The sequence below is a fragment of the Pseudomonas sp. PAMC 26793 genome, from assembly GCF_000313235.1.
GTDB classification, from domain to species: Bacteria; Pseudomonadota; Gammaproteobacteria; order Pseudomonadales; family Pseudomonadaceae; genus Aquipseudomonas; species Aquipseudomonas yamanorum.
Genome location: NZ_AMXG01000028.1, coordinates 23820 through 50417 on the forward strand (window position 1 = coordinate 23820; position 26598 = coordinate 50417).

Below are 26598 nucleotides of genomic sequence, written 5' to 3' on the forward strand. Positions count from 1 at the left end.
TCGTTTAGCGCTAAAGTTCCCCGCCTCCTTTCGTCTTTGAGCCAATGGCATTTTTCATAGACGACAAGGAGTTCGCCGCGATGTTCGCGCCTATTACCCGTTCCATGACCTTGACCCTGGGCCTCTTCAGCGTGATGCTGAGCCCGGACCTGCTGGCCGAAAACGACCCCGACCAGGAATCGCAAGCGCCGACCAAAGCCCTGGAACTGGGCAGCACCCGCATCACCGCCGACAGCCTTGGCGCCAACACCGAACACACCGGTGCCTACACCACAGGCTCAATGAGCACCGCCACCAAGTTGAACCTGTCCATCAAGGAAACGCCGCAGTCGGTCTCGGTGATCTCCCGCCAACAGATGGACGACTTCAACCTCAACACCCTGACCGAAGTGATGCGCCAGACCACCGGCGTGGTGGTGCAACACCTGGACTCCGACCGGGTGGGCTACTCCTCCCGCGGCTACGGCATCACCAATTTCCAGATTGACGGCATGCTCAACACCTTCGGCCGCATGAAGTCTGACGCCGACACCATCATCTACGACCGGGTCGAAGTGGTACGCGGCGCCACCGGCCTGACCACCGGCGCCGGTGATCCGTCGGCCACGGTCAACATGGTGCGCAAACGCCCGACCGCCCAGTGGCAGGCAAAGACGGGCATCAGTGGCGGCTCCCATGACAATTACTACAGCTACCTGGACGTCGGCGGCCCCTTGGCGTTTGATGGGCGCCTGCGGGGTCGCACGGTGCTTGCCTACCGCGACAGCCAGTCCTATCGCGACAACTATGCGCTGCAACGGGAAGTCGGCTACGGCATCCTTGAAGGCGACCTCACCGAGGACACGGTGCTGGCGGTGGGCTTTGATTATCAGAACAAGCACGTGCAGGGCACCGCGTGGGGCACCTTGCCCTACTGGAACAGCGACGGCAGCAAAGCCAAGCTGCCCCGCTCCGCCAACATCGCGGCTCATTGGAGTTCCTGGCCGCTGAAAGATGAAACCACGTTCGCCACTCTCGACCACCGACTGGCCGGCGACTGGCACCTTAAGGCGGCGTACACCCACCGCGAAAGCGACACGGACGGCAAGGTGTACTACGGCGGCTCAGGCTTCCCCAATGCCGACCGCAGCGGTATGACAGCCTGGACCAGTCACATGCTCGGCACGTCGAACATGGACGTGGTGGACTTGAACCTGGCTGGCTCCTATTCCCTGCTGGGTCGTGAGCACGAATTGATGGTGGGTTACGGCGAGTCCGAACAGCGCGATTCTTCGCCACACCTGCGCGACGGTCCGGTGCCGAAGAATTACACCAGCATCGACGACTGGAAACACATGGGCGGGATCGGCAAATTCCCCGACGCCAATACCGGCCTCAAAGGCGAACAAGGCAGCACCCGGCAAAAGGCCGGCTACCTGGCCACCCGCCTGAGCCTGACTGACCGTCTGCATGCCGTATTGGGCAGTCGTTATGGCAGCTGGGAGATCGAGAGCACCACGTACAACTACCATGAGGACACCGACCAGTTTCTCGGCACCTCAAAATCCAGCCAGACCCACAACGACATGTGGACGCCCTACGTCGGCCTCCTCTACGACTTGACCCCGCAGTACACCGTCTACGCCAGCTACACCGATATCTTCAACCCGCAAGAGCAGCGTGACGCCGGCAAGCAATACCTGGAGCCGGTGGTGGGCAGCAACTATGAAGTGGGCATCAAGGGCAGCCTGCTGGAAGAACGCCTGAACCTGGCAGCCGCGTATTTCTGGAGCAAGCAGGACAACGTCGCGGAACTGGACAGTTCGACGCCACCGGACCCAGACACCGGCGAGCAGTTCTTCGCGTCCGGCGGCAAAGGCAACAAAGTGCAGGGCTTCGAGATAGAGGCTTCCGGAGAGGTGCGCCCCGACTGGAACCTCACCGCCGGCTACACCTACACCCACTCCCTGAACGGCGACAAGCAGCGCAATAACACCCACCTGCCGCTGAACTTGCTGAGGGTGTCCACGGCCTATCGCCTGCCCGGCGAATGGCACGCGCTGACAGTGGGTGGCGCGGTGAATTGGCAGAGTGATTTCTACGATATTGCTTATCGCCCCGTGGGCAGGGACTCCAGTGGAACGTTGATCAGGGAGCAGACCCGAATCACTCAGCAGGCCTATACCGTGGTCAACCTGATGTCCCGCTATGAGTTCGATGACCACTTGTCGGCGTCACTTAATATCAACAACCTATTTGATAAAAAATATTACGAACGTGTCGGCTTTTATAACGGCGTGTATTGGGGAGACCCGCGCTCCATCAGCCTTGCACTGGACTGGACGCTCTGAATTCATCGCTGCGAAAGATGGGAAGTTAACGAAATCGTTAACTTTCGGTCAGCGTGAGGTTAACCCTTACTTAATATCATTGGCCCACAGTCTCCCCATCCCGCCGCTGATCACAACGCGCGGAACCCAACACACTTAATGAGACACTGCCATGAAAATTTCGACTGTTATCCTTGCCGGCCTGATGACCATGACCTCCGTAGCAGCCTTTGCAGAAGGCGGTTCAGAGCGTTCGAAGGCGTTCTACAACAACTTCGCCTTCGTTCAGGAACAGACCCACGGTGCGGCCCAGCAAACAGCAATGGCTGACGGCAAGACTGCAAAACCTGCCACTGCCGATCAAACTACCACGACCCCTAACACCTGATTTATCCGTAATACCCTGTGCTATTCCGCTCTGATAGCTAAGGTCAACTTGGCGCCACTTGCTGGCGCCTTTTTTGCCTTTAATTAAATAAACATTAATTAAAGCGGTTTGCTCCAAAACAACATGCGGCCATGCTCGGTATCAAATACCGCATCGTCGAAACCGAACTTTCGATAAGCCGACTGCGCCACGCCATTGCCCTCAAGCACCTCGAGGGTGATCTTGCAGCAGCCGCGCTGACGAGCAATTTCCTCGACCTTTTGCAGCATCTTCTGGCTCAAGCCCAAGCCGCGGAATTTGTCCATCACCACCACGTCGTGCACGTTAACCAGCGGACGGCAAGCAAAGGTGGAAAACCCTTCAAAGCAGTTCACCAGACCCGCCGGCGTGCCGCCGACAAAGGCCAGCACGCTGAATGCATGGGCACGCTTGGCCAACTCCGCCGGCAGTTGCTGCAAACGGTCGGCCGGCAAACTTTGGCCACCGCCCATGGGGTCTTCGGCGTAATGATTGAGCACCAGGCCAATGGCCTCGGCGTGTACCGGATTGGTGTAGCTGGCTTGCAGCACCAGGATGTCTGCGGTGTCCATTTCCTTCCTCGTTAACGGTGCAACAGAGACTCGGTCCCCATAGAAGGGCTCGATTGTAAGCATGGAGCAGGCATTAGATGAAGGAGATTAACTACATTTGCCCGCGTGAAAGCGCGCCAGCCTCGCCAAACCGCGCCAGTTGCATCTCTTGCAGGCGGCTCAGGGTGCGACGAAATGGAAACTCCAGGTAACCCTCGGTATAGAGGCTTTCCAGGGGTACCTTGGCCTCGATATACAGCGGCACCTTGCGGTCGTAGCACTCGTCCACCAGGGCGATGAACCGCCGCACGCTGTCGTCATGCACCGACAGTTCCGGCAGCTCCCGGTCACCGGCATCCACCCGTTCGGCCGCATCTTCGGTGCCACGGGCGATTCGTCCCGGACGCTTTTGTGCACTTAGATTCGGCACTTCGCCGAGCAAAATGGCCTTGAACCGATCACACAGCAGCATGAAATCCATCGCGGCCAACGGCTGCTCGCACAGATCGGCATAGCGACACCACAGCACCGTCTCACTGGACTGCACCGCCACGATGGTGCGGTAGCCCACCGCAACCGGCGCGCGGCTCACCGCCTGCCCATGGCTCAACTGGCGAAACACCTCGGCCAACGCCTCAGGCTGATCGACCCAATAACGTTGCAGCGCGGCGCCTGGATGCAGGCGATGATCTTCCCCGCCGTCCACCGCCACCACTCGCATATGCCGCTTGATGGCCTCGATTCCCGGCAGGAAACGATCGCGATTGAAGCCATCTGCGTACAGTTGGTCCGGTGGCTGGTTGGACGTGCAGACCATCACCACGCCTTCCTCGAACATCACCTGGAACAGCCGACCGAGGATGATGGCGTCACCGATGTCATTGACGAACAACTCATCAAAACACAGCACCCGCACTTCCCGGCTCAGTTCACGGGCCAGGGCCTGCAAGGGGTCGTGGGTGCCCGTCAGTTGGAACGAGCGCTGGTGCACCCAGCCCATGAAGTGATGAAAATGCTGGCGCCGCGCCGGCACTCGCAGGCTTTGGTAGAACTGGTCCATCAGCCAGGTCTTACCCCGGCCGACCGGGCCCCACAGGTACACCCCGGTGATAGGCCCATGCCCGTGATGCAGGGCTTGATGGCAGTCTTGCAGGGCTTGCACCGCCTCACGCTGGGCGTCGTCGGGGACGAAACCCTGTTCGGTGATGGCGTGCTGGTAGGCGGCGAGTGGCGAGTCAAAAGTCATGCCCGGCAGTATGCCATGACCGCTACAGGGAAATATCCAATCGGGCAATCTTGCCCTGCTCGTTGAGGCGGAAGGTATAGCGCAGCTCCAGTGGGCTGCCGGGAAAGCTGCCGGTGATCAGGTTGCTGACCAGCACCTTGCCCGTGCGGTGCTGCACATTCAGCACCTGGACCTTGGGCTGGTAACGGCGCCCGGTGTCTTCCATCCAGCGCGCAATGGCGGCGGTACCGACCTGATGCTCGCCTTCGTCGAACACGTTGGCATCTTCGGCAAAACAATCGGCGACCAAGGATGCGTCGCCGGCATTCGCAGCGGCAATGTAGGCCGCAATCGCCGGGGCCAGTTCAGGGGTGGGTTGGGACATGGTGACAGCTCCTTGTTAGTGATTTATGGAGCCATGCTAAAGCAGCGTTGTGTCAGTTCTTGTCAGGAGTGAACGGCCCGGATTCGTTCTGCTCCATCAGCTTGCGCCAGCCCCGCAGCCAGTCGCTGCGCCGCCCCGGATAACGCTCGCCGTGAAGGCTGGCGGCGGCCACGCGGTCGGTACGGAAGGTGCGATAGGCCCCACGCAATTCGCACCACGCGACGATCACCCGCACTTCATTCAGAAAGCCCAGGGCCAGGGGCCAGATCAGGCGCTGGCTGGCGGTCTGGCTGGCATCGGCGTAATCGATGTGCAGCTTGGCCTGGCCGCGAATGGCCTCGCGGAACACATTCAACGGCACGCGATTTTCCGGGTAGCCGAACCCTGGCGGGCCCGGCAGCAAGGTGGGATTGCGCAACGCTTCCTGAGCCGCCGGGTCGAGTACATCAGCAATCTTCGCCAGGGCATTGGCCGCCGCCTGGCTCAGTACGTCATCACCGCGCTGGTCGACATACCGCAAGCCCAGCACGATGGCTTCGGTCTCGTCGGCATTGAGCATCAGCGGCGGCAGGAACAGGCCCGCACGCAGCACATAGCCCACGCCCGCCTCGCCATAGATCGGCGCGCCCAACGCCGTCAGCTCGGCGATATCGCGGTACAGCGTGCGTTCGGATATCTCCAGTTCCGCCGCCAGCACGGCGGCCGTCACCGGGCGTTTCTTGCCCCGCAGGACTTGCAACAAGGTCAGCAGACGACTGGTACGCGACACGTTGATCACGCTCGAAAAAAGGAAGGTGGCGCAGCTTAGCAGAGGCCTCTGTCAGAAAGTGTCAGGAGCAGACGCCCTTCCCTTCAACGGTAAAAAAAGCCGCTTGACGAGAAATATGACTCACATCATATTAAATAGATGTTGCAAAACATTTAAATAAAATCACAGCGTCAGGAGTTCTCGTATGCGCAATAAAGTCTTTGGCCGTCGCAGCGGCCTGCGGGTTTCAGAGCTGGCCCTGGGTACCGCCAACTTTGGTACAGGCTGGGGCCACGGCGCCGAGCGCGAAGAATCCAAGCGGATTTACGACGGCTACCTTGAGGCCGGTGGTAATTTCCTCGATACCGCCAACGGCTACCAGTTCGGCCAATCGGAAGTGCTGCTCGGCGAGTTCATTGCGTCAGAACGCGACCGCCTGGTGATCGCCAGCAAGTACACCTTGCGCACCCAGCCTCAGGACGAAGGCACCCTCAAGCTCGGCAATAACCGCAAGAACATGGTGCGCGCCGTCGAAGAAAGCCTTAAACGCCTGAACACCGATCACATCGACCTGTTCTGGGCGCATATCAGCGACAACGTCACGCCGATGGAAGAGATCCTGCGGGGGTTTGATGACCTGGTGCGTGCTGGCAAGATCCACTATGCCGGGCTGTCCAACTTCCCTGCCTGGCGCATTGCCCGCGCCGACCTGCTCGCCGAAGTGCGCGGCTTTGCGCCACTGGTAGCGATCCAGACCGAGTACAGCCTGGCCGAACGCACCGCCGACCGTGAGTTGCTGCCCATGGCCGAAGCCCTGGGTCTGGCCGCCACATTGTGGTCACCGCTGGGGGGTGGTTTTCTCACCGGCAAGTACCGCAACAACCAGGACGATACCCGCGCCAGCAAGCTGGGGATTCTGGTTCACGCGGAAAAAAGTGCCCGGGAAACGGCAGTGCTCGACACCTTGCTGGCCGTCGCCGGTGAACTGGACGCCACGCCGACGCACATCGCCATCGCCTGGCTGCGGGAAAAAGCCCGTCGCTCCACCACCGCGCTGATTCCGATTCTGGGCCCGCGCACCCGCGAACAGCTGGATGGCACCCTGGGCGCGCTGACGGTGCAACTCTCGGCTGAGCAAGTGGCCCGTCTGGACGCTGCCAGCGCGATACCGCTGGGGGTGCCCCACGAGATGATCGCCGAGCGTTTCCCACGCTACACCGACGAAGATGCTCAAGACCTGCGCTGGCCGCCGGTTGTCTAAGGCCAACTTGCTCCCGCTGGACCAGGCTGGCGCTCCAGTGCGCAGCGCTCCCAAGATTTTGGGGCCGCTACGCAGCCCAGCGGGAGCAAGCTCCCTCGCCACATAGGCACTGCTCAGCCTTGAGAAAACGGCGGTCTCAGTTACGCAAGGCTCTTGCTCACCACCTCAAACACGTCACTGGACAGCTCGCCCGAAGCGCGAATCCGCTCCAGTTCACCTTTCATCAACGCCTGCCGCGCGCTGTCGTATTTGCGCCAGCGGGTCAACGGCGCCAACTGCCGCGAGGCGATCTGCGGGTTGAAGCCATTCAACTGGATCACCAGATCCGCCAGGAACCGATAACCCGAACCGTCGGCCGCGTGGAAGTTGATCAGGTTCTGCCCGGCAAACGCGCCCACCAGTGCCCGTACCTTGTTCGGGTTCTTGATATTGAACGCTGGATGCTGCATCAACGCCTTGACCCGCTCCAGGGCGCCCGGCAAACCACTGCCCGCCTGCACGCTGAACCACTGGTCCATGACCAGCGGGTTGTCCTTGAAGTTCTCGGCAAACACCGCGAGGGCCTTGGCCTTCTCTTCTTCGAACGGCGAGTTGACCAACACCGCCAACGCCGTCAGGCGCTCGGTCATGTTGTCGCACGCGTCAAACTGCTCAAGGGTCGCTGCCAGCACTTCCGGCTTGCCGCTGAGCATCAGGTACGACAGTGCGATGTTCTGCAAGGCGCGACGGGCAAAGTGTTCCGCCTCGGCCACGTATGGGGTTTTCTTCGACAGGTCGCGATTGGCCTGGTAGCGCAGCCACAAACCTTCGAACAGGTGATCGGCCAATTGCTTGCGGGCGAACTCGCGGGCCACGTGGATGGCCTCGACGTCCGCCACTTCGCTGATTTCAGTCAGGTAGGCTTCGCTCGGCAGCGACAGCATCTCGGCGACCATCGCCTGGTCCAGGCTTTCGTCGCTCAATACGCTGCGCAGTGCGGTGATCAGGCGTTGATCCAGCACCAATGCCTTGCCCTGCTGATGTTGGGCGATCAGCTCCTGCAACACCTGCACCGACAGTTGCTGGCCGGCGTCCCAGCGATTGAAACCATCGCTGTCGTGCTGCATCAGGAACATCAATTGGTCGCGGTTGTACGGGAAGCTCAGTTTCACCGGCGCCGAGAAGCCGCGCAGCAGAGACGGCAGCGGGTGTTCGGCGATGTCGACAAAGGTAAAGGTCTGCTCGGCTTCGGTCACCGAAATCACCCGGGACGTGGCGCCCGCAGCGGCTTCACCGGCCAGACGCAAGGCGATACCCGCGCCCTTGCTGTCCAGCAGGCCCAGTTCAACCGGAATCACGAACGGCAGTTTCTCTACTTTGTCCGGGGTTTCCGGGCAGCTTTGACGGAAGGTCAGGCTGTAGGTTTTAGCCGCCGCGTCGTAGGACTCGCTCACCGCCAGGCGTGGTGTACCGGCTTGGCTGTACCAGCGCTTGAACTGGGTCAGGTCGGCGCCATTGGCGTCTTCCATGGCCTTGATAAAGTCATCGCAGGTCACAGCCTGGCCGTCGTGGCGTTCGAAGTACAGGTCGCTGCCCTTGCGGAAGCCTTCGGCCCCGAGCAAGGTCTGGATCATGCGGACCACTTCCGAGCCCTTTTCGTACACGGTCAGGGTGTAGAAGTTGGAGATTTCGATAAAGCCGTCCGGGCGTACCGCGTGGGCCATCGGGCCAGCATCTTCAGCGAACTGGTGCGTGCGCAGATAGGCCACATCCTGAATACGCTTGACGGTGGCCGAGTTCATGTCGGCAGAGAACTGCGAATCACGGAACACCGTGAAGCCTTCCTTCAGCGACAGCTGGAACCAGTCGCGGCAGGTGACGCGATTGCCCGACCAGTTGTGGAAGTACTCGTGGGCGACGATCGCCTCCACACGCTGGTGCGCGGCGTCGGTGGCGGTTTCGGCACGGGCCAGCACGGCGCTGGAGTTGAAGATGTTGAGGCCCTTGTTCTCCATGGCGCCCATGTTGAAGTCGTTGACCGCGACGATCATGAAGATGTCGAGGTCGTACTCGCGACCATAGGCTTCTTCGTCCCAGCGCATGGACTTCTTCAGGCTGTTCATGGCGTGCTGGCACTTGTCGATGTTTTCCGGCTCGACATAGATGCGCAGCGCCACGCTGCGCTCGGTCATGGTGGTGAAGGAGTCTTCGACGCACCACAAATCACCGGCCACCAGTGCGAACAGGTAAGCCGGTTTCTTGAACGGGTCTTCCCAGGTCGCCCAGTGCCGGCCGTCTTCGCCAGGGCCGGAAGCAATCGGGTTGCCGTTGGACAGCAGCACCGGGTAACTGTGTTGCTCGGCGATCACCGTGGTGGTGAACACGCTCATCACGTCCGGGCGATCGAGGTAATAGGTGATCTTGCGGAAACCTTCGGCCTCGCACTGGGTGCAGAACATGCCGCCGGACTTGTACAGGCCTTCCAGGGCCGTGTTGGTTTCCGGATGGATCCTCACCGTGGTGTCGAGGGTGAAGGTCGCGCTGGTGGGGTGCACGGTCAGGTGGCTGTCGCTCAACTGGTAGTCGGCGTCGGTCAGTTCCTGGTCTGCCAGGTTCACCGACAGCAGCTCCAGCAGCTGCCCGTCCAGCACCAGTGGCGGCAAGCCGGCGCCGCGCTCGGGGTTGCGGCGCATCACCAGCTGCGCGTGGACCAGGCTATGGTCCTCGAACAACTCGAAGGTCAGGTGCGTCTCGTCGATCAGGTAGTCCGGCGCCTGATAGTCCTTCAGGTAAATCATCTTCGGCTGTTCGGTGCGCATGTCTGTCGTCCTTCTACTGATGCACGGCGAGCTGGTAGGCCGTGTATTTACGAATGTTGATCACGCCGGTATCAAAGATCAGGTATTGGCCCTTGATCCCCATCAGCGTGCCTTCGGCAATCGGGTTCTTGTCCAGGTTGAAGCTGACAATCTTGGTCGGGTACTGCTCGATCGGGTAGCGGATTTCGATCGGTTCGATGTCGGAAACCGGTTGGATGGCTTGTAGGCCAAAGCGCTCCTGCAAACCCAGCAAGCCTTCGGCACAGCTGGCGAACAGTTCGTCGCGGACCTGCGCAAGATTTACCGCCTGGGCGTCGCCCTTGAGCAGCGCGCGCCAGTTGGTCTTGTCGGCCACCTGGCTGCGGAACAGGTCTTCGACGAAGCCCGACTGCTGGCGCGTGGCAACCCGCATGATCGGCAGCGCCTGGCTCGCGCCCTGGTCCAGCCAGCGGGTAGGCAACTGGCTGGCGCGGGTAATGCCGACCTTGATCCCCGACGAATTCGCCAGGTACACCACGTGGTCGGTCATGCAGAATTTTTCACCCCAGGCCGGATCGCGGCAGGTGCCGGCGTCGTAATGGCAGCGCTCGGGGCTCATGATGCACAGGTCGCACTGGGCCAGTTTGGTCATGCACGGGTAGCAGTAACCCTGGCTGAAACTGGTCTTGGTCTTGCGACCGCAATGGGTGCAATGGATCGCACCGAGGTATTCCAGGCGCACGGTGGTGCCAATCAACGGGTTGACCGGCACCTCAATGTCGCCCAGGCGAAACGCGTATTGAACGGTCGGCTCACCCAACTGCGCCGACATCTTGCTGACTGCACCACGGCCAATCTCAATCAATGGATGGCATCCGACTTGAACAGGATGTTCGGCACCGGCGCCGACTTCGAAGCGCACTCCTGCGGGCCCATGTAGCCAGTGCGCTGGTCTTCCGGCAGGTTCTGCAGTTCCCAGGCGATCACCGCCTGCAACGACAGTTCACGCTGCTCGGCGGTGAGCTTGCGGCCATCGGACCACTTGCCGATTTCCACGGCGAGCTTAAGGCTCTCGTAGATGTCCGGGGTGATGTTTTCGATCATTTCGACAAAAGAGGACATAAGACTCTTCCTTAACTAAATAGGAGACATTTTGCGGCGGCTGTACAAGCCACCCAGCAAACCGGTCAGGCAACCCATCACCAGGCCACCCACGTGGGCCGCGTTGGCGATTTCGCCGAAACCGATCATCGAAACCAGGCCCGACAGGCACAGCACCAACCACACCAGCATCATCACCAACACCCCGCGAGGCAGGCGATACGCCGGGTTCGGCGACAACAACTGATAGATCCAGCAATGCCCGAGCAAGCCGTACAGCACCCCGGACAACCCGCCAAACAGGCCAGGACCACCAAAATAGTACTGCGCGTAGTTCGACACCAGGCTGAACAACAGGGTCAAGCCCAGCAGGTTGATACTGTCCTGGCGCAGCTCGATACGCCGCCCCAGTTCCCAATACCACATGCCGTTCATGGCCAGGTGCAGGATGCCGAAGTGGATCAGCATCGGCGTGACCAACCGCCACCACTGCCCCGATGCGAGACTGTCGGCCAGCGGCGTGAAGTGCAGGTACTCGCCCGACACACTGAACGGCAGGAACGTCAGCCAGCTCATGGCTTGCAGGTTATCCCCCAGCAGCGTCACGGCGCCGACGATGATGCTCAGCAGCAGGACAAGTCCGGTCACCGGGCTGTGGCGCAGCTGCTGGACAAACCCCGGACGCTTGGCCGTCGCTGCCTGTGCCGGAATATCCAGTTGCTGGTCCGGGTCACCGGCCGGAAAGCGCTGGTACAAGACCTTCACGTCTTCGCTGATGGAATCGGGCACCCACAGCACTTGCTCCCCGGCTTCTTCGCTGACGCGATGGGGCACTTGCATGCGTTGCAGAAGCTTGACGAAACCACTCAAATCCACCGCCAGCGGCAGACGTAATACAGCCACGGTACTCATGTAATAACCTCAGGGCGCTCGACATCGACCCAAACAAATTTACGCGGGTCCAGGCGGGTTTCCTGATCCAGCCGGTAAGCCACCAACTTGCCGTACAGCACCGCGCTGTAGTCCAGGCAGGCCAGGTTCGGACGGATCGGCGCGGGTTTACCGCTGCGCCAGTAATGGCCGACGAACAGCAACGGCTCGTCGACGCCGTAGCGCAGCAGGGAATTTTTCTCGGTGGACGACAGCGGCGTGGCGGCCACCGGTTCCGGCAGCGCATCAGGTTGGAACACGATGTCGCCGTAGGTTTTCGGGTCATCTTCCCAGAACTTGGTGCGGAAGAACGAGCGCGTCAGCCCGTCGCCGCCAGTCAGGGTGAGGCCGTCCGGCAGGCGCATGTCGGTGCCGCGCAGCAGGCGGTCGAAGGCGTTGCTGGCGAAACTGCCGGGCACGGCGGCGGCTTGCAGGAAGTGCTGGTCGATGCAGCCGTCCGGGAAATGCGCGCGCAGGGGCTCGATAAAGCCGTTGTCCCAGCAAGCGTGCACCACGCGGAATCGCCCGGCATCGACAAACAGCGGCATGTCATAGAACCAGCCGAGGAAGTCATGCCAATCCGCCGGGTGCTGCTCGAACTGGGTCAGGGTTTCATGGATCAACCGCGCATGGCGTGGCGTGTGCTCGCGCACGAACTGCTTGCCGCTGCCGGGGGGTGCGGGCGTGCTCCAGCCCAGGGCGTTGAACTCATGGTTGCCCATGATGCACAGCGCCTGGCCGGCCTCGGTCATGTCGTGGACGATATGCAGCGCCTCGCGAATGCGCGGGCCACGGTCGATGATATCGCCGAGGAACACGGCCATTCGCGACGGATGCCGCCAGGTGCCGCCCTGCTTGTGGTAACCCAACCGGTCGAGCAAGTGCTCAAGGGTATGAGCGCAACCGTGCACGTCACCAATCAGGTCGTAGCTACGCGCGGGATCGAGCATCAGTCGCCTCCACCCCCCAAGCGGCTGCCCCAGCCCAGCTTGGTGCGGCACACTTCGTAGTAGTTGTGGTCCAGCGGGTGGATCAACCGCAACTTCTGTGCCTTTTTGCTCACGGTGATGGTGTCACCGGGGGCGCAGGTGAAATGGTTCTGCCCGTCGCAGGAGACTTGCGGGTAGATCTGCATGTCTTTGGACACCACGATTTTCAACTCACTGTTGCCGTCGACCACGATAGGTCTGCTGGACAACATATGGGGGTACATCGGCACGATCACAATGGCATCCAGCTTGGGATGCATGATCGGCCCGCCGGCCGACAGCGCGTAGGCCGTGGACCCGGTAGGCGTGGCGACGATCAGGCCGTCGGCCTTCTGGCTGCACACGAACTGGCCGTCGATGTACAACTCGAACTCGATCATCCGCGTCGACTTGCCGGGGTGCAGCACCACGTCATTGAGGGCGTCGCCCTGGCCGATGGCTTCGCCGTGGCGGCGCACTTCGGCTTGCAGCAGGAAGCGGTTTTCCACCAGGTAATGGCCGTCCAGCACCTTGGCCACTTCGACTTCCAGCTCGTCGGGGCGAATATCGGTGAGGAACCCCAGGCTCCCGCGGTTGATCCCCAGCACCGGCACGTTATGCCGCGCCAGCGCCCGGGCCGCGCCCAACAGGCTGCCGTCGCCGCCTACCACGATCACCATGTCGCAGACTTCACCGAGCATCTTGCGCGACGAGGTTTGCAGGCCGTGGCCGGGGAGGATTTCAGCGATGGTGTCTTCGAGGATCACATGCAGGTGGCGCTCGAGCAGAAACTTTTTCAGTCGGCGGACGGTGTCCAGCACCTGGGTACTGCCCAGGCGACCGATAATGCCGATATTGCGAAATTGCTCCATGGGGCTCCTGCGGGGTTCGGGTTCTGGCAAAAAAGAACGATTATGGGCGAAAGCCGGCGTTACACAAAATCCTTTGTCGCCGCAAACCCCAGACGACAACGGTTCTCAGCCCCCTTCCCGACTGTAAAAGGCTATGCTCGGACCATGACTCTGTTCCCTGATTTACAGCACCTGCCCCGCCAACTGCGTCACCCCGAGGTGCGCGACCTCGCGTGGGTGATGCTCGCCCCGCCGATGCTTGAGCAGACACCCTGGCCACAACGCCACCCGCTGACCGGCAGCGACTGGGTGCAGGCCCCGCATTTGCTGGAACACTGGCTGCGCCAGCTGGACCAGGACAGCAGCGCCTTGCTGCATTGGCTGAGCCAGGCACGTACCCGTCGGTTGGGGCTGTATTACGAACGGCTGTGGCAATTCGCCGTGCAGCATGCGCCCGGCGTGGAATTGCTGGCGGCCAACCTGCCGATCCGCCAAGCCGGGCATACCCTCGGCGAGCTGGACATGCTGCTGCGCGACCGTGATGGCGTGCATCATCTGGAACTGGCGATCAAACTTTATCTCGGGCCCCAGGACGGCGACGGCCGGGACACCGCGCAATGGCTGGGCCCGGGCTGTCATGACCGGCTCGACCGCAAACTGGCCCATCTGGCGCAGCATCAATTGCCGATTTCCGCCCGGCCGGAAAGCCGCGAAATACTGGCGGCGCTGGATATCCAGAGATTTGATGCCCATCTATGGCTGGGCGGGTATTTGCTCTACCCATGGCCCGGCATGGCGCAGGCGCCGGTGGGCGCGCATCCGCAGCACCTGAATGGCCGCTGGCTGCATCAGCGCGATTGGTCACGGTTTATCGAGCAAAGCCCCGCCGGTCGCTGGCAACCGCTACCCCGCCATGCGTGGCTGGCACCGGCGCACTACCCGGCGGATGAAGCTTGGGATGCGGCCCGGATGCAGCACTGGCTAACCGAACTGGACCCCATGGCGCCCGCGCAATTGCTGGTGCGCCTGGTGGAAAACAGCGAAGGAGAATGGGAAGAAGCCGAACGGCTGTTCCTGGTGGCGGATCTATGGCCGAACGTACCCGGCACCCCCGTAGCCGCTGTCGAGCGCCAGCGAGGCTGCGTCGGCAGCCCCGCAATTGCCGAGTCATCCTCCATTATCGAGTCGCGCCCGACGCAGCCTCGCTGACGCTCGACAGCTGCTACGGACGAATTTACGGACGGATTTGCGGGGGGGGGGGGGCTTACAGGTGATCGATGTGCCGATAATCCACCTGCAGCCCGGTAGCCAGCGCTTTCGCGCGACCCAAGCGAATCGGGCCACGCTCGATATCCACCAGCAAACCCGGGCAGTCCAGTTGCGGCAGCCCCGCCACATCCTTCAGCCGTCCATCGGTGATCACCAGCAACCGCTGCTGCTCCACCGGGTAACGCTTGCGCCGAGCCGCCAACCAGTGCCCCGCTTCGTCCAGCGCTGCCAACAATGGCGTGCCGCCGCCTGCGCCGAGGCCATCAAGCCAGTGACCCAGCCCTTTCGCCGCCTTTAATCCCTGCACCTGCCATTTTGGCGATTGTCCGCTCGCGGTGAGCAACGCCATGCGCGCCCGCTGTCGATAGGCATCGTCGAACAACTGGGCCAGTAACCCCTTGGCATCACTCAGCGCCTGATGCCGCCGGGTGGAGGCCGAAGCATCGACAATCACCAGCCACAGCTCATGGGGCGTGCGGCTGCGCAGTTGATACAGCAGGTCTTCACGGCGTTGGGGCCGTCCGCCGAGCAAGGTACCCGGCCAGTTGATCGAACCTTCGGCCGCGCTGCGCGCCTGGCCTCGCCGGCCCTTGTCCAGTCGACCCGCCTTGGGCCGTGCATCCGCCCCCGCGTGAGGCCTGGGGCGGATGCCTAGGGCTTTTTTGGCCAGGTGGGCACATCACGGCGAGCGCCTATCGACAAGGCGGGCGCGGGCATGTCGCCCCATTGGCCCTGGCCTTCTGTTGAATCCTCGGGCTTGGGTGATTGACCGCCTGCAGGCGGAGCAGCAGGCGGTGAGTGCTCCTGGCGCCGGTGACGTAGGGCGAATTCCGCGACCGCTTCAATATCTTCTTCACTGATGACCGTCGCACCCCGCCAGGCGGCATGGGCACGAGCGCCACGCAGCCAGACCAGGTCGGCGCGCAGGCCGTCGACGCCCGCCGCAAAACAACGTTCGGTGATCTGCGCCAGCGCCTGGTCATCCAACGGGATGCTGTCCAGCAACGCGCGGGCCTGTGTGCAGCGCTCACGCAACGCGGCCTGCCGGTCGGCCCATTGCCCGCAGAAACCCTGAGGGTCACTGTCGAAATCCAGCCGGCGACGGATGATCTGCCCACGCTCGGCCGGATGGGTGTGCCCGCTCAGCGCCACGTTGAAGCCAAACCGGTCGAGCAGTTGCGGGCGCAACTCGCCCTCTTCCGGGTTCATGGTGCCAATCAGCACGAAACGCGCCGAATGCCGGTGGGAAATGCCGTCGCGCTCGATCAGGTTGGTGCCGCTGGCGGCCACGTCCAGCAGCAGGTCCACCAGGTGATCGGGCAGTAAATTGACTTCATCGACATAGAGCACGCCGCCGTCGGCCTTGGCCAGTACGCCGGGGGAAAACTGGGCGCGGCCTTCGCCGAGCGCCGCGTCCAGGTCGAGGGTGCCCACCAGACGCTCTTCGGTAGCGCCCAACGGCAGCGTAACGAACTGGCCGCTGGCGAGCAGGTCCGCCAGGCCACGGGCCAGGGTGGACTTGGCCATGCCGCGCGGGCCTTCAATCAGCACGCCGCCGATTTTCGGGTCGATGGCGGTCAGGCACAGGGCCAGTTTCAAGGCGTCGGCGCCGACAACGGCGGACAGCGGGAAATGCGGGAGGTCGGTCATCAACTGCCTTCTTCTATATCCAACAACAGGTTTTCCAACGCCTCGCGGTACGCCCCGGGCGCCTGCCACATGCCACGCTGCTGGGCTTCGAGCATGCGTTCGGTCATGTCCCGCAGGGCATCCGGGTTGTGCTGCTGCACAAAGGCGCGGGTGTCCGGGTCCAGCAAATAGGCGTCCGCCAGCAACGCGTATTGATGATCGTCGATCAGCGCCGTGGTGGCGTCGAACGCAAACAGATTGTCCACGGTCGCGGCCATCTCGAACGCGCCTTTGTAGCCGTGGCGCTTCACCCCTTCGATCCACTTCGGATTGGCCGCCCGGGCACGAATCACCCGGTTCAGCTCTTCCTTCAGCGTGCGGATCTTCGGCAGGTCCGGCTGGCTGTGGTCACCATGATAGCTGGCGGCCTTGTCGCCGCTCAGGGTTTCCACGGCGGCGAGCATGCCGCCCTGGAATTGGTAGTAGTCATTGGAGTCGAGCAGGTCATGCTCGCGGTTGTCTTGGTTCTGCAACACCGCCTGCACCTGGCTCAAGCGCTGGGCAAACTGTTCACGGGCGGCGGTGCCTTCGTCGGAGCCGCCATAGGCGTAGCCGCCCCAGTTCAGGTAAACCTCGGCCAGGTCTTCGCGGCTTTGCCACAAGCGCCCATCAATCGCGCCCTGCACGCCGGCCCCGTAGGCCCCGGGCTTGGCGCCGAAGATCCGCCAACCGGCCTGCTTCGCCGCCGCTTCCTCGTCCAGGCCCGACAGGCGCAACGCTTCGCGCTCGCTGCGCACCTTGGCGGCCAGGGGGTTCAGGTCGTCGGGCTCGTCCAGCGCCGCCACCGCTTGCACCGCTGCGTCGAACAGGCGGATCAAGTTGGCGAACGCATCGCGAAAGAAGCCCGACACGCGCAAGGTCACATCCACTCGTGGCCGGTCCAGCAGGCTGATGGGCAGGATTTCAAAGTCATCCACCCGCTGGCTGCCCGTGGCCCATACCGGGCGCACGCCCATCAGCGCCATGGCCTGGGCAATGTCGTCGCCGCCGGTGCGCATGGTGGCGGTGCCCCACACCGACAGGCCGAGTTGGCGCAAGTGATCGCCATGGTCTTGCAGGTGACGCTCAAGAATCAGGTTCGCCGATTGGAAGCCGATACGCCAAGCGGTGGTAGTGGGCAGGTTGCGCACATCCACCGAGAAAAAATTGCGCCCGGTAGGCAACACGTCCAGGCGGCCCCGGCTCGGCGCGCCGCTGGGCCCGGCCGGGACGAACCGCCCGCTCAATGCGTCCAGCAACCCGCGCATTTCCGCCGGGCCGCAAGCATCCAGGCGCGGCGCGACGACGATGCGCAGGCTCTCGATCACCGACTTGACGTCTTCCCAACCGGGCTCTTCAAGCTGCTCCACCGCACCTTCCAGGGCCTGCTCGATCAGGCGTGCGGCATACAACTCCAGGCGTTCACGGGTGTCGCCGGCGGTACGCCACAATTGCGTGTCGATATCCTGCAACACCAATGGACGACGCCCGGTCCACGGCTCGGCCAAGGCGCAATCCAGCGGATCGAAACCCAGCTCAAAAGCCTTGGCCAATACTCGCAGCAGACTCGATTGCGGCCCGCGACCATCGCCACGGGGAATGCGCAGCAAGGCCAGTAAGGTGTCGATGCGCAAACGGCCCTCGGGCGACTCGCCGAAAATGTGCAGGCCATCGCGAATCTGCGACTCCTTCAAGTCACACAGGTAAGTGTCCAGGCGCGGCAGCCAGATCGCCGCATCGGCGTCGCTGTCGAGGTTTTCGTCCAGGGCCAGCTCCTGGTCGATCCGGGTTTCCCGCACCAGCTTGAGAATGTCCTTTTGCAGCTCGCGGGCGCGCCGTGGGTCGAGCAGTTGTGCTTCGTAATATTCGTCGGCCAACAGCTCCAGGTCGCGCAGCGGCCCGTAGGTTTCGGCACGGGTCAGCGGCGGCATCAGGTGATCGATGATCACGGCCTGGGTGCGGCGCTTGGCCTGGGCGCCCTCGCCCGGGTCGTTGACGATAAACGGGTAGATATTCGGCAACGGCCCGAGCAATGCGTCCGGCCAACAGTTCTCGGAAAGCCCGACGCCCTTGCCCGGCAGCCACTCCAGGTTGCCGTGCTTGCCGACGTGGATCACGCCGTGGGCGCTGTAGGTCTGGCGCAACCAGAAGTAGAACGCCAAGTAACCGTGGGGCGGCACCAGGTCCGGGTCGTGATAAACGGCACTGGCGTCGACCTGGTAACCCCGGGCCGGCTGGATGCCGACGAAGGTCAGGCCGAAACGCAGGCCGGCAATCATCATGCGGCCGTCGCGGAACATCGGATCGGTATGAGGTGTGCCCCAGCGTGCCAAAACCGCTTGGCGGTTAGACTCGGGCAAGCGGTTGAACATCGCTTCGTAGTCGTCGAGCGCCAGGCTTTGGTGACACGGACGCAGGTCGAGGCTGTCCAGGTCGTTGCTGACACCGCCCAACAGTTCCTGGATCAGCGTGGTACCGCTTTGCGGCAACACGTCCGGCAGCGGATAACCTTCAGTCTTTAATGCACGCAAGATGTTCAGCGCGGCGGCTGGGGTGTCGAGCCCCACGCCATTGCCGATACGCCCATCCCGGGTCGGGTAGTTGGCGAGGATCAGCGCGATGCGCTTTTCGCCATTCGGCACCCGCGCCAGCTCCACCCAACGCCGTGCCAGTTCGGCGACGAAGTCCATGCGCTCCGGCTGTGCGCGATAGCACACCACATCCGACTGGCTGCGCTCGCTGCGCCAGGCCAGGTCTTTGAAGCTGATGGGCCGGCTGATGATGCGCCCGTCCAGTTCCGGCAACGCGATGTGCATCGCCAGGTCCCGGGGGCCGAGGCCTTGCTCGCTGGCCTGCCAGCCGGGCTCGTTGTCCTGGGCGCAAATCGCCTGGATCACCGGGATATTGCGGCGAAACGGCCGCAGGTGCGGGGCTTCGGGGCTGGATTGGGCAAAGCCGGTGGTGTTCAGAATCACCGAGGCGTGCACTTCGTCCAACAAGTCCTCGACCACCGTCAGGCAGCCGGGCTCTTTCAAACTCGCCACCGCCATCGGCAACGGGTTAAGACCCGCCGCCTGCAAGCGTTGGCAAAACACATCGATAAAGCCGGTGTTGGCCGCCTGCAAATGGGAGCGGTAGAACAGCACCGCCGCCACCGGAAAATCAGCTTGCCAGTCCGCCAGCCAATCGTTGAGACGGGCATTGGCTTTGTGCGGGTGATAAATCGCCGTGCGCGGCAGGGTTTGCGGCTCGTCCCAGGCGTAATCGCGCCCAAGGTAGCTCGCCGCCAGGCAACGATAGAAATCCAGCGCATTCCCCAAGCCGCCCTGGCGCAGGAAGTGCCAGAGCCGGTCACGCTCCTCCGCTCCCACGGTGCTGAGGCCGCTGAGCTCCGGGTCCGGGCGATCATCACCCGGCACCAGGATCAACTGCACACCGCGCTCGGCCAACTCCACCAGGCGCTCGATACCGTAGCGCCAATAACCGATGCCGCCGTGCAGCGAAATCAGGATGACCTTGGCGTGACGCAGTACCTCGTCCACATACAGGTCGACCGAAGCATGGTTCTGCACCTGCATCGGGTTGGCCAGACGCAGGCTCGGGTAATCCTCGGGCAACTGCTGGGCCGCTTCGGCCAGCAGCGCCAGGCTGGAATCGCCGCTGCACAGGATTACCAGCTCGGCGGGGGTTTGCCCAAGGTCGGCGATGTTGTCATCCGAAACGAAACCGCCGGGCTGGGTCCTGAGCAGGTGCATGGTTTAAACGCTGAGGGCAGCGCGCAGTTGCGCTTCAAGCAAGGCGGCGTCGAGTTCCTGGCCGATCAGCACCAGGTGCGTGGCGCGCGGCTCATCGGCGCGCCAGGCGCGGTCGAAGTGCTTGTCAAAACGGGTGCCCACGCCCTGGATCAGCAGGCGCATCGGTTTGTTCGGGATCGCCGCAAAACCCTTGACCCGCAGGATGCCGTGCTTGACCACCAGTTGGGTCAGGGCGTCCAGCAGCAGGCTTTCGTCAGCCTGGGGCAGTTCGATGGAGATGGAATCGAAGGCGTCGTGATCGTGGTCGTCTTCACCTTCGTGGTGATGATCGTGATGACTGTGGCGGCCGTCGATATGTTCTTCGGAGCCCGCGCCCAGGCCGATCAACACGTCCAGCGGCAGGCGACCGCTGCTGGCTTCGATGATTTTGACCGCCGGCGGCAGTTCTTCAGCCACTTCCAGGCGCACACGGGCCAGGTCTTCAGGGCTGATCAGGTCGGACTTGTTGAGGATCACCAGGTCGGCGCTGGCCAGTTGGTCGGCGAACAGCTCGTGCAGCGGGGATTCGTGGTCCAGGTTCGGGTCGAGCTTGCGTTGGGCGTCGACCTGGTCCGGGAAGGCGGCGAACGTGCCGGCGGCCACGGCCGGGCTGTCGACCACGGTGATCACGGCGTCAACGGTGCAGGCACTGCGGATTTCCGGCCACTGGAACGCCTGGACCAAGGGTTTTGGCAGGGCCAGGCCCGAGGTTTCGATGAGGATATGGTCGAGGTCGCCGCGACGGGCGACCAGTTCGCGCATCACCGGGAAGAACTCTTCCTGGACCGTGCAGCACAGGCAGCCATTGGCCAATTCGTAGACGCGGCCGTTGGCTTCTTCTTCGGTGCAGCCGATGGAGCATTGCTTGAGGATTTCACCGTCAATGCCCAGCTCGCCGAACTCGTTGACGATCACCGCGATGCGGCGACCCTGGGCGTTATCCAGCATGTGGCGCAGCAAGGTGGTCTTGCCCGAGCCGAGGAAGCCGGTAACGATGGTGACGGGGAGTTTGGCCAGTGTTTTCATCGGATGCCCTTTGGGGCGGGCATACGGGACGAGTGGCCCTGCGCGGGTGCGCAGAAGCAGAATTCGCCACCGGATCACCCCGCCCGGTTGAAGTAGAAAATCGGTTGCGAGGCAGGTCTCCTGGCTTGGGGCTTGCCGACGGCGACGCCGGCGCTGGCTGCGCCTTCCCGCCTTGTTCAGGCAGTGGCGTGGCAGTCAGATAAACCCTTTACAGTTGCGGGGGCAGCCGCGGCATTGACCGCGTTCCCTTCTTAGCTTCGGCCTGGGCCGAAGAACCTCGAAGGTGCAAGGCTACGCAGTGCGCGGGGACGGGTCAATGTCCGAGCGTTTGGCGCGAAGCAGCGCCAGGCGCTCCAGCATGCCTTCGCTCGCCGCCGGTCCGGCCTGGACGCTGCACTGCTCGAAAGGCACCCGTGCACCGTCGGCATCCACCACCGCCACTTCCACCGGGCGCCGGGTTTCCCGGTCGACCAATTGCAGGCTTTCACCTTCGGTAGCGAAGTGGCGGTTGCCCCAGCCGATAAACGCCATGATCACCACCCGGAAATCCTCGCCGACCGGCGTCGGCACGTACTCGAAACGTGGCGGCCGCTCGCTGTATTGCCGACGCTCCAGCAGCCCCGCTTCCACCAGGCTGTTGAGCCGGCGCGTGAGCATGTTCGGGGCAATCTCCAGGCTCTGGGAAAACTCGTCAAAGCGCCGCAAGCCTTGGAGCGCATCGCGCATGATCAGGATGCTCCACCACTCGCCTACCCGTTCCACTCCACGGGCTACCGGGCATTCGGCATTTACCAGCGACTTACGTTGCATTGCAGTTCCTCTGTGGGGTGGGCACGCAAATTTAAGCTATCCGATGTTACTTTCATAATGATAGCTTCGTCCTTACAGGGCTACCAACCTGAAATTTGCGGAGCTAAGCGATCATGAGTAAGCGAATTGTTGTGACCGGCATGGGTGCAGTGACCCCGCTGGGAACCGGCGTCGAACAGACCTGGAAACGCCTGCTGGCAGGTGAATCCGGCATTCGCAGGTTACCCGAGGCATTGGTCGGCGACCTGGCAATCAGCATCGGCGGCCAAGTGTTGGACTGCGTCCAAGACCCTGAAGCCGGCTTCGACCCGGACACTGTCATCCCGGCGAAAGAGCAGCGCAAGATGGACCGGTTCATCGTGTTTGCCCTGGCCGCCGCGCAAGAGGCGCTGGCCCAGGCGGGATGGAGTCCGCAAACGCCCTCGCAGCAGGAACGTACCGCGACCATTATTGCCTCCGGCGTGGGTGGTTTTCCCGCGATTGCCGAGGCCGTCCGAACGGCTGACAACAAAGGGCCGCGCCGCCTGTCGCCGTTCACGATTCCGTCATTCCTCGGCAACATGGCGGCCGGGCACGTGTCGATCCAGCATCAACTGAAAGGCCCGCTGGGCTCCCCCGTCACCGCTTGCGCCGCCGGCGTACAGGCGATTGGTGATGCCGCTCGGATGATCCGTGCAGGGGAAATCGACATCGCCGTGTGTGGCGGCGCCGAAGCCTGCATCCACCGGGTCAGCCTCGGCGGTTTCGCGGCGGCGCGTGCGCTGTCCAGCGATTACAACGACACGCCGGCACTGGCTTCGCGCCCATTTGATCAAGGCCGAGATGGATTTGTGATGGGCGAAGGTGCCGGGATATTGGTGATCGAGGAACTGGAGCACGCACTGACTCGCGGGGCAACGCCTATCGCCGAGCTGGTGGGCTACGGTACCAGCGCCGACGCCTATCACATGACCTCGGGGCCGGAAGATGGCTCCGGCGCACGCCGGGCAATGGAACTCGCGATTGCGCAGGCGGGCATCAGCGCCGCACAAATCCAGCACTTGAACGCCCATGCCACGTCGACACCCGTAGGTGACAACGGCGAGCTGGCGGCGATCAATACGCTGTTCGGTGCAAATGCCAGCGTCGCGATCAGCGCCACCAAGTCGGCGACCGGCCATCTGTTGGGCGCAGCAGGCGGGATCGAGGCGATCTTCACCGTGCTCGCCCTGCGCGACCAGATTGCCCCGGCCACCCTCAACCTGGACAACCCGGACCCCGCTGCCGAAGGGCTGGATATGGTCCGAGGCCAAGCCCGGCCGCTGCCGATTGAATACGCGATATCCAATGGATTCGGCTTTGGTGGCGTGAATGCCAGTTTGTTGTTCAAACGCTGGGGTTAACGCGGCGATTTGACGCCCATCGCCCGCCCATGCTCTCCTACACATCTTGTTTCGGGTGCCCTTCACAGGGTGAAACGGGAAACCGGTGAGTCATGTTCCTTTACTCAAGGGCGTGACGAGTCCGGTGCTGCCCCCGCAACGGTAAGCGAGTGAAGCGTCAAATCCACTGTGCCTCCAGGGCATGGGAAGGTGATGCTTTCAAGGCCAAGGCCCCTCGCAAGCCCGGAGACCGGCCCGAAAAAATCAGATAACAAACCCGCGGTGGGCGGGCGCTGTTCAGAACCCTGCGTGCCTGGCTCGCGGGGTTTTCATGCGCTCGTGCACCCTGAACCCTGAAGGGACGCGCCATGTCGATCATCAGCAGCACCGCCTCTACCGCCAGCACCACTGCCACCCTGAGCCAACGCCTGACCGCCGCCATCGGCGCGTCGATCCTCGGCGCGTGCCTGGTGTATTTCGCCGGTTTCTCGCACATCGAAGCGGTGCACAACGCCGCCCACGATACCCGCCACAGCGCCGCGTTCCCGTGCCACTGAGACCTGCCGACATGATCAAGCGTATTGCCCAAACCGCAGGTTTCACCGGTCTTCTGGCCGCCTTGTTGCTGACCTTGCTGCAAAGCTTCTGGGTCGCCCCACTGATTCTGCAGGCGGAAACCTTCGAAAAAGCCCCCGTGGCCACCGAAGTGCATGAGCATGCCGGCGCTGCGGCCCACACCCACGACGCCGAAGCCTGGGAGCCGGAAAATGGCTGGCAGCGTGTGCTGTCGACCACGGGCGGTAACCTGGTGGTTGCCGTGGGTTTTGCCCTGATGCTTGCCGGCCTGTACACCCTGCGTGCACCAACCCGCACGGCTCAAGGCCTGCTGTGGGGCCTGGCCGGTTACGCCACCTTTGTGTTGGCGCCGACCCTGGGTTTGCCGCCTGAATTGCCGGGCACGGCTGCCGCAGACTTGGCACAACGGCAGATCTGGTGGATCGGCACCGCCGGCTCCACCGCTGCCGGTATTGCGCTGATCGTATTCGGTCGCAACGGGTTGCTGAAAGTCCTGGGCGTAGCGATCCTGGCGGTGCCCCATGTGATTGGTGCGCCACAGCCGGAAGTCCACTCGATGCTGGCACCGGAAGCCCTGGAAGCTCAGTTCAAGGTCGCCTCGCAGCTGACCAACGTTGCCTTCTGGCTGGCGCTGGGCTTGATCAGTGCGTGGCTGTTTCGCCGCAACCGTGATGGTCAGTATTCGGCATGATCCTGGCGGTGGGCCTGGGTTGCCAGCGGGGTTGTTCTGTCGACGCCCTGCTTGAGCTGTTCAATGCCGCCCTCGCCGAGGGTGGCATTGAACGTCAGTGCGTCACTGCGTTGGCCAGTCTTGATCGCAAACAGGATGAGCCGGGGTTGCTGGCACTGGCTCAGGTTCTGGGTCTGCCGTTGATGTTTTTCAGTGCGGCGCAATTGGCGTCTTATGAAGATCGATTGAGCCATAAGTCTGAGACGGTTTTTGCTTATACCGGCTGCTACGGCATCGCGGAAAGTGCCGCCCTGGCCCTGGCAGAACACCTGTCCCAAGGCCCTGCTACCCTACTGGTCACCCGCAAAAAAACCGCCCAGGCCACCTTTGCATTGGCTTGCGCCGGCTGAATTCCCGATAATCGTCAGCTTTGATCATGAGCAACCTTCATCTGGGGGGCTGCTCGCGTGCTTTTTTTCACAGGAATGTATCCATGACTGTCTTTTTCATCGGCGCAGGTCCAGGCGACCCGGAACTGATCACCGTCAAGGGGCAGCGGCTGATTCGCAGTTGCCCGGTGATCATCTATGCCGGTTCGCTGGTGCCGGCGGCGGTGCTTGAGGGGCATCAGGCGGAGTTGGTGGTTAACAGTGCGGAGCTGCATCTGGAGCAGATCATTGGGCTGATCAAGACGGCCCATGAGAAAGGCCAGGATGTAGCGCGGGTGCATTCCGGGGATCCGAGTTTGTACGGGGCGATTGGGGAGCAGATTCGGCTGTTGCGGGAGCTGGGGATTGGGTTTCAGATCATTCCCGGGGTTACGGCAGTGGCGGCGTGTGCGGCGTTGTTGGAGGCTGAGCTGACGTTGCCGGACATTGCGCAGAGTGTGATTTTGACGCGGTATGCGGATAAGACCGCGATGCCTGAGGGTGAGGCGTTCAGTAGTTTGGCGCAGCATGGGACGACCATGGCGATTCATCTGGGTGTGAATCATTTGGAGAAGATCGTGGCTGAGTTGGTGCCTCACTATGGGGACGATTGTCCGATTGCCGTGGTGCACCGGGCGACCTGGCCGGATCAGGATTGGGCCATGGGTACGCTGGCGGATATTGCCGGGAAGGTGGCGGCCAAGGGGTTTCGGCGTACGGCGTTGATTGTGGTGGGTCGGGTTTTGGCCAGTGACAGTTTTGGTGAGTCGTCTTTGTATCGCGCGGGGCATGCGCATTTGTATCGGCCCTGAGGGTGGTTGCGGTGATGATGGTGTACATATCCGTTATTTAGGTAACGGCGACTATTGGTTCCGCTCTTACAGCGGCTCACTTTTGAAAAGCGCAAAAGTAAGCAAAACGCTCTTGCCCCACCACTCGGCACCTCGCTTAGGCTCGGTGTGCACTCCGGCTTTGGACCGTGGGCCGCCGCGATGGGCCATCCTTGGCCCAGCGCGGCTAACCTGGCGTCCTGCCAGGTTACCCACGCTCCAAAGCCTGCGTTCGGCCAGCGTGGTTTAACGGGGCGCCTAAGATCAAGATCAAAAGCAGATCAAGAGCACAGCGGCCTCCCGGCCGGCTTGAGTGTTGAAGAGCAAAATCAAAAGCTAAAGCGGGCACGGTCAAAAATGTGGGAGCGGGCTTGCTCGCGAAGGTCGTTAACGATGACGTGGGCATTCTGGATGAACGCGGCGCTCTCAGGTTTTTCGCGAGCAAGCCCGCTCCCACAGAAAAGCAGATCTGTTTTCGCTCTGGTCTTTGCTTTTGCTTTTAACACTCAAGCCGGCCGGGAGGCCGCTGTGCTCTGCTTTTGATCTGCTTTTGATCTTGATCTTAGGCGCCCCGTTAAACCACGATGGCCGCAAGTAGGCACAGTGGAGCGGGTAAATCGGCAAGGATGCCGATTTAGCCGCGCCGGGCCATGG

At 62.4% G+C, this 26598-nt stretch carries 24 protein-coding genes and 2 riboswitches; of the genes, 9 read left to right on the forward strand and 15 right to left on the reverse strand.

Annotated features, from left to right (window positions below; genetic code table 11):
• Window positions 1-80 precede the first annotated feature (80 nt).
• A complete protein-coding gene (locus tag D109_RS0111765) occupies window positions 81-2330 on the forward strand; it encodes a TonB-dependent siderophore receptor (protein ID WP_017477059.1) in 2250 nt (749 codons plus the stop codon).
• 151 nt (window positions 2331-2481) lie between these two features.
• On the forward strand, window positions 2482-2697 hold the full coding sequence (locus D109_RS0111770; RefSeq protein WP_017477060.1) for a hypothetical protein: 216 nt from the start codon (window positions 2482-2484) through the stop codon (window positions 2695-2697).
• Between the two features lie 98 nt (window positions 2698-2795).
• On the opposite strand, the gene D109_RS0111775 is transcribed toward D109_RS0111770, so the two are convergent.
• The 4 genes from D109_RS0111775 to D109_RS0111790 all read right to left on the reverse strand — a co-directional run bounded on the left by D109_RS0111775 (window position 2796) and on the right by D109_RS0111790 (window position 5645).
• A complete protein-coding gene (locus D109_RS0111775) occupies window positions 2796-3287 on the reverse strand; it encodes a GNAT family N-acetyltransferase (RefSeq protein WP_017477061.1) in 492 nt (163 codons plus the stop codon).
• Window positions 3288-3378: 91 nt separating this feature from the next.
• Window positions 3379-4512, reverse strand: a complete 1134-nt coding sequence (gene zapE / locus D109_RS0111780) for a cell division protein ZapE (RefSeq protein WP_017477062.1) — start codon at window positions 4510-4512, stop codon at window positions 3379-3381.
• A 22-nt stretch (window positions 4513-4534) separates the two neighbouring features.
• Window positions 4535-4876 carry a nuclear transport factor 2 family protein gene (locus tag D109_RS0111785; protein WP_017477063.1) on the reverse strand — a complete coding sequence of 114 codons (342 nt, stop codon included), beginning with the start codon at window positions 4874-4876 and terminating at the stop codon, window positions 4535-4537.
• Window positions 4877-4928: 52 nt separating this feature from the next.
• On the reverse strand, window positions 4929-5645 hold the full coding sequence (locus D109_RS0111790; protein ID WP_026077906.1) for a YafY family protein: 717 nt from the start codon (window positions 5643-5645) through the stop codon (window positions 4929-4931).
• Between the two features lie 184 nt (window positions 5646-5829).
• Between D109_RS0111790 and D109_RS0111795 the strand changes: the two genes are divergently transcribed.
• Window positions 5830-6885 (forward strand): aldo/keto reductase, encoded by a 1056-nt coding sequence (locus D109_RS0111795; protein WP_017477065.1) that lies wholly within the window; start codon window positions 5830-5832, stop codon window positions 6883-6885.
• A gap of 140 nt (window positions 6886-7025) precedes the next feature.
• On the opposite strand, the gene pepN is transcribed toward D109_RS0111795, so the two are convergent.
• From pepN to D109_RS0111825, 6 genes are read right to left on the reverse strand one after another with little or no spacing between them, the layout of a single operon-like run.
• Window positions 7026-9683 carry an aminopeptidase N gene (gene pepN / locus D109_RS0111800; protein WP_017477066.1) on the reverse strand — a complete coding sequence of 886 codons (2658 nt, stop codon included), beginning with the start codon at window positions 9681-9683 and terminating at the stop codon, window positions 7026-7028.
• Between the two features lie 13 nt (window positions 9684-9696).
• Window positions 9697-10527 (reverse strand): DUF2797 domain-containing protein, encoded by an 831-nt coding sequence (locus D109_RS0111805; RefSeq protein WP_017477067.1) that lies wholly within the window; start codon window positions 10525-10527, stop codon window positions 9697-9699.
• Entirely contained in the window at window positions 10524-10784 is a 261-nt protein-coding gene (locus tag D109_RS0111810) for a YeaC family protein (RefSeq protein ID WP_003217900.1), read from the reverse strand. The genes D109_RS0111805 and D109_RS0111810 overlap by 4 nt, the downstream gene beginning before the upstream one ends.
• Window positions 10785-10799: 15 nt before the next feature.
• The gene (locus D109_RS0111815) at window positions 10800-11675 is read right to left on the reverse strand and encodes a rhomboid family intramembrane serine protease (protein WP_017477068.1); all 876 of its coding nucleotides are present in this window, start codon (window positions 11673-11675) and stop codon (window positions 10800-10802) included.
• Complete coding sequence (locus tag D109_RS0111820; protein ID WP_172834610.1) at window positions 11672-12646, reverse strand: metallophosphoesterase; 975 nt, start codon at window positions 12644-12646, stop codon at window positions 11672-11674. The genes D109_RS0111815 and D109_RS0111820 overlap by 4 nt, the downstream gene beginning before the upstream one ends.
• Window positions 12643-13533 carry an NAD(+) kinase gene (locus D109_RS0111825; RefSeq protein ID WP_003217892.1) on the reverse strand — a complete coding sequence of 297 codons (891 nt, stop codon included), beginning with the start codon at window positions 13531-13533 and terminating at the stop codon, window positions 12643-12645. The genes D109_RS0111820 and D109_RS0111825 overlap by 4 nt, the downstream gene beginning before the upstream one ends.
• Before the next feature lie 144 nt (window positions 13534-13677).
• Between D109_RS0111825 and D109_RS0111830 the strand changes: the two genes are divergently transcribed.
• Complete coding sequence (locus D109_RS0111830) at window positions 13678-14721, forward strand: DUF1853 family protein (RefSeq protein WP_017477070.1); 1044 nt, start codon at window positions 13678-13680, stop codon at window positions 14719-14721.
• Between the two features lie 55 nt (window positions 14722-14776).
• Here D109_RS0111830 and D109_RS0111835 read toward each other — a convergent pair whose 3' ends face one another.
• From D109_RS0111835 to D109_RS0111855, 5 genes are all read right to left on the reverse strand, one after another.
• A complete protein-coding gene (locus D109_RS0111835) occupies window positions 14777-15379 on the reverse strand; it encodes a VWA domain-containing protein (RefSeq protein WP_026077907.1) in 603 nt (200 codons plus the stop codon).
• A gap of 53 nt (window positions 15380-15432) precedes the next feature.
• Window positions 15433-16431 (reverse strand): ATP-binding protein, encoded by a 999-nt coding sequence (locus D109_RS0111840; RefSeq protein WP_017477072.1) that lies wholly within the window; start codon window positions 16429-16431, stop codon window positions 15433-15435.
• The gene (cobN, locus tag D109_RS0111845; protein WP_017477073.1) at window positions 16431-20204 is read right to left on the reverse strand and encodes a cobaltochelatase subunit CobN; all 3774 of its coding nucleotides are present in this window, start codon (window positions 20202-20204) and stop codon (window positions 16431-16433) included. Before cobN ends, D109_RS0111840 begins: the two co-directional genes overlap by 1 nt.
• Before the next feature lie 3 nt (window positions 20205-20207).
• Complete coding sequence (gene cobW, locus D109_RS0111850; RefSeq protein ID WP_003217887.1) at window positions 20208-21269, reverse strand: cobalamin biosynthesis protein CobW; 1062 nt, start codon at window positions 21267-21269, stop codon at window positions 20208-20210.
• A gap of 92 nt (window positions 21270-21361) precedes the next feature.
• Window positions 21362-21564: riboswitch (cobalamin riboswitch) on the reverse strand.
• Window positions 21561-22079 (reverse strand): helix-turn-helix domain-containing protein, encoded by a 519-nt coding sequence (locus D109_RS0111855; RefSeq protein WP_017477074.1) that lies wholly within the window; start codon window positions 22077-22079, stop codon window positions 21561-21563. (Overlaps the previous riboswitch by 4 nt.)
• 113 nt (window positions 22080-22192) lie before the next feature.
• Here D109_RS0111855 and fabF point away from each other — a divergent pair, with 113 nt between their 5' ends.
• The 5 genes from fabF to cobM all read left to right on the forward strand — a co-directional run bounded on the left by fabF (window position 22193) and on the right by cobM (window position 25926).
• Window positions 22193-23461, forward strand: a complete 1269-nt coding sequence (gene fabF, locus D109_RS0111860; protein WP_026077908.1) for a beta-ketoacyl-ACP synthase II — start codon at window positions 22193-22195, stop codon at window positions 23459-23461.
• 36 nt (window positions 23462-23497) lie between these two features.
• A riboswitch (cobalamin riboswitch) is annotated at window positions 23498-23714 on the forward strand.
• Between the two features lie 94 nt (window positions 23715-23808).
• Complete coding sequence (locus D109_RS0111865; RefSeq protein WP_003217883.1) at window positions 23809-23997, forward strand: CbtB-domain containing protein; 189 nt, start codon at window positions 23809-23811, stop codon at window positions 23995-23997.
• An 11-nt stretch (window positions 23998-24008) separates the two neighbouring features.
• Entirely contained in the window at window positions 24009-24707 is a 699-nt protein-coding gene (locus tag D109_RS0111870; protein WP_017477076.1) for a CbtA family protein, read from the forward strand.
• On the forward strand, window positions 24704-25096 hold the full coding sequence (locus tag D109_RS0111875) for a cobalamin biosynthesis protein (RefSeq protein WP_017477077.1): 393 nt from the start codon (window positions 24704-24706) through the stop codon (window positions 25094-25096). Before D109_RS0111870 ends, D109_RS0111875 begins: the two co-directional genes overlap by 4 nt.
• A gap of 83 nt (window positions 25097-25179) precedes the next feature.
• On the forward strand, window positions 25180-25926 hold the full coding sequence (gene cobM, locus D109_RS0111880; protein ID WP_017477078.1) for a precorrin-4 C(11)-methyltransferase: 747 nt from the start codon (window positions 25180-25182) through the stop codon (window positions 25924-25926).
• The last annotated feature ends 672 nt before the right edge of the window (window positions 25927-26598 follow it).

Bases quoted from the DNA above. Each gene is read 5' to 3' on its own strand.
- D109_RS0111765 (WP_017477059.1), top strand. From the start codon at position 81: ATGTTCGCGCCTATTACCCGTTCCATGACCTTGACCCTGGGCCTCTTC.
- D109_RS0111770 (WP_017477060.1), top strand. From the start codon at position 2,482: ATGAAAATTTCGACTGTTATCCTTGCCGGCCTGATGACCATGACCTCC.
- D109_RS0111775 (WP_017477061.1), bottom strand. From the start codon at position 3,287: ATGGACACCGCAGACATCCTGGTGCTGCAAGCCAGCTACACCAATCCG.
- zapE (WP_017477062.1), bottom strand. From the start codon at position 4,512: ATGACTTTTGACTCGCCACTCGCCGCCTACCAGCACGCCATCACCGAA.
- D109_RS0111785 (WP_017477063.1), bottom strand. From the start codon at position 4,876: ATGTCCCAACCCACCCCTGAACTGGCCCCGGCGATTGCGGCCTACATT.
- D109_RS0111795 (WP_017477065.1), top strand. From the start codon at position 5,830: ATGCGCAATAAAGTCTTTGGCCGTCGCAGCGGCCTGCGGGTTTCAGAG.
- pepN (WP_017477066.1), bottom strand. From the start codon at position 9,683: ATGCGCACCGAACAGCCGAAGATGATTTACCTGAAGGACTATCAGGCG.
- D109_RS0111810 (WP_003217900.1), bottom strand. From the start codon at position 10,784: ATGTCCTCTTTTGTCGAAATGATCGAAAACATCACCCCGGACATCTAC.
- D109_RS0111815 (WP_017477068.1), bottom strand. From the start codon at position 11,675: ATGAGTACCGTGGCTGTATTACGTCTGCCGCTGGCGGTGGATTTGAGT.
- D109_RS0111825 (WP_003217892.1), bottom strand. From the start codon at position 13,533: ATGGAGCAATTTCGCAATATCGGCATTATCGGTCGCCTGGGCAGTACC.
- D109_RS0111830 (WP_017477070.1), top strand. From the start codon at position 13,678: ATGACTCTGTTCCCTGATTTACAGCACCTGCCCCGCCAACTGCGTCAC.
- D109_RS0111840 (WP_017477072.1), bottom strand. From the start codon at position 16,431: ATGACCGACCTCCCGCATTTCCCGCTGTCCGCCGTTGTCGGCGCCGAC.
- cobN (WP_017477073.1), bottom strand. From the start codon at position 20,204: ATGCACCTGCTCAGGACCCAGCCCGGCGGTTTCGTTTCGGATGACAAC.
- cobW (WP_003217887.1), bottom strand. From the start codon at position 21,269: ATGAAAACACTGGCCAAACTCCCCGTCACCATCGTTACCGGCTTCCTC.
- D109_RS0111855 (WP_017477074.1), bottom strand. From the start codon at position 22,079: ATGCAACGTAAGTCGCTGGTAAATGCCGAATGCCCGGTAGCCCGTGGA.
- fabF (WP_026077908.1), top strand. From the start codon at position 22,193: ATGAGTAAGCGAATTGTTGTGACCGGCATGGGTGCAGTGACCCCGCTG.
- D109_RS0111865 (WP_003217883.1), top strand. From the start codon at position 23,809: ATGTCGATCATCAGCAGCACCGCCTCTACCGCCAGCACCACTGCCACC.
- D109_RS0111870 (WP_017477076.1), top strand. From the start codon at position 24,009: ATGATCAAGCGTATTGCCCAAACCGCAGGTTTCACCGGTCTTCTGGCC.
- D109_RS0111875 (WP_017477077.1), top strand. From the start codon at position 24,704: ATGATCCTGGCGGTGGGCCTGGGTTGCCAGCGGGGTTGTTCTGTCGAC.
- cobM (WP_017477078.1), top strand. From the start codon at position 25,180: ATGACTGTCTTTTTCATCGGCGCAGGTCCAGGCGACCCGGAACTGATC.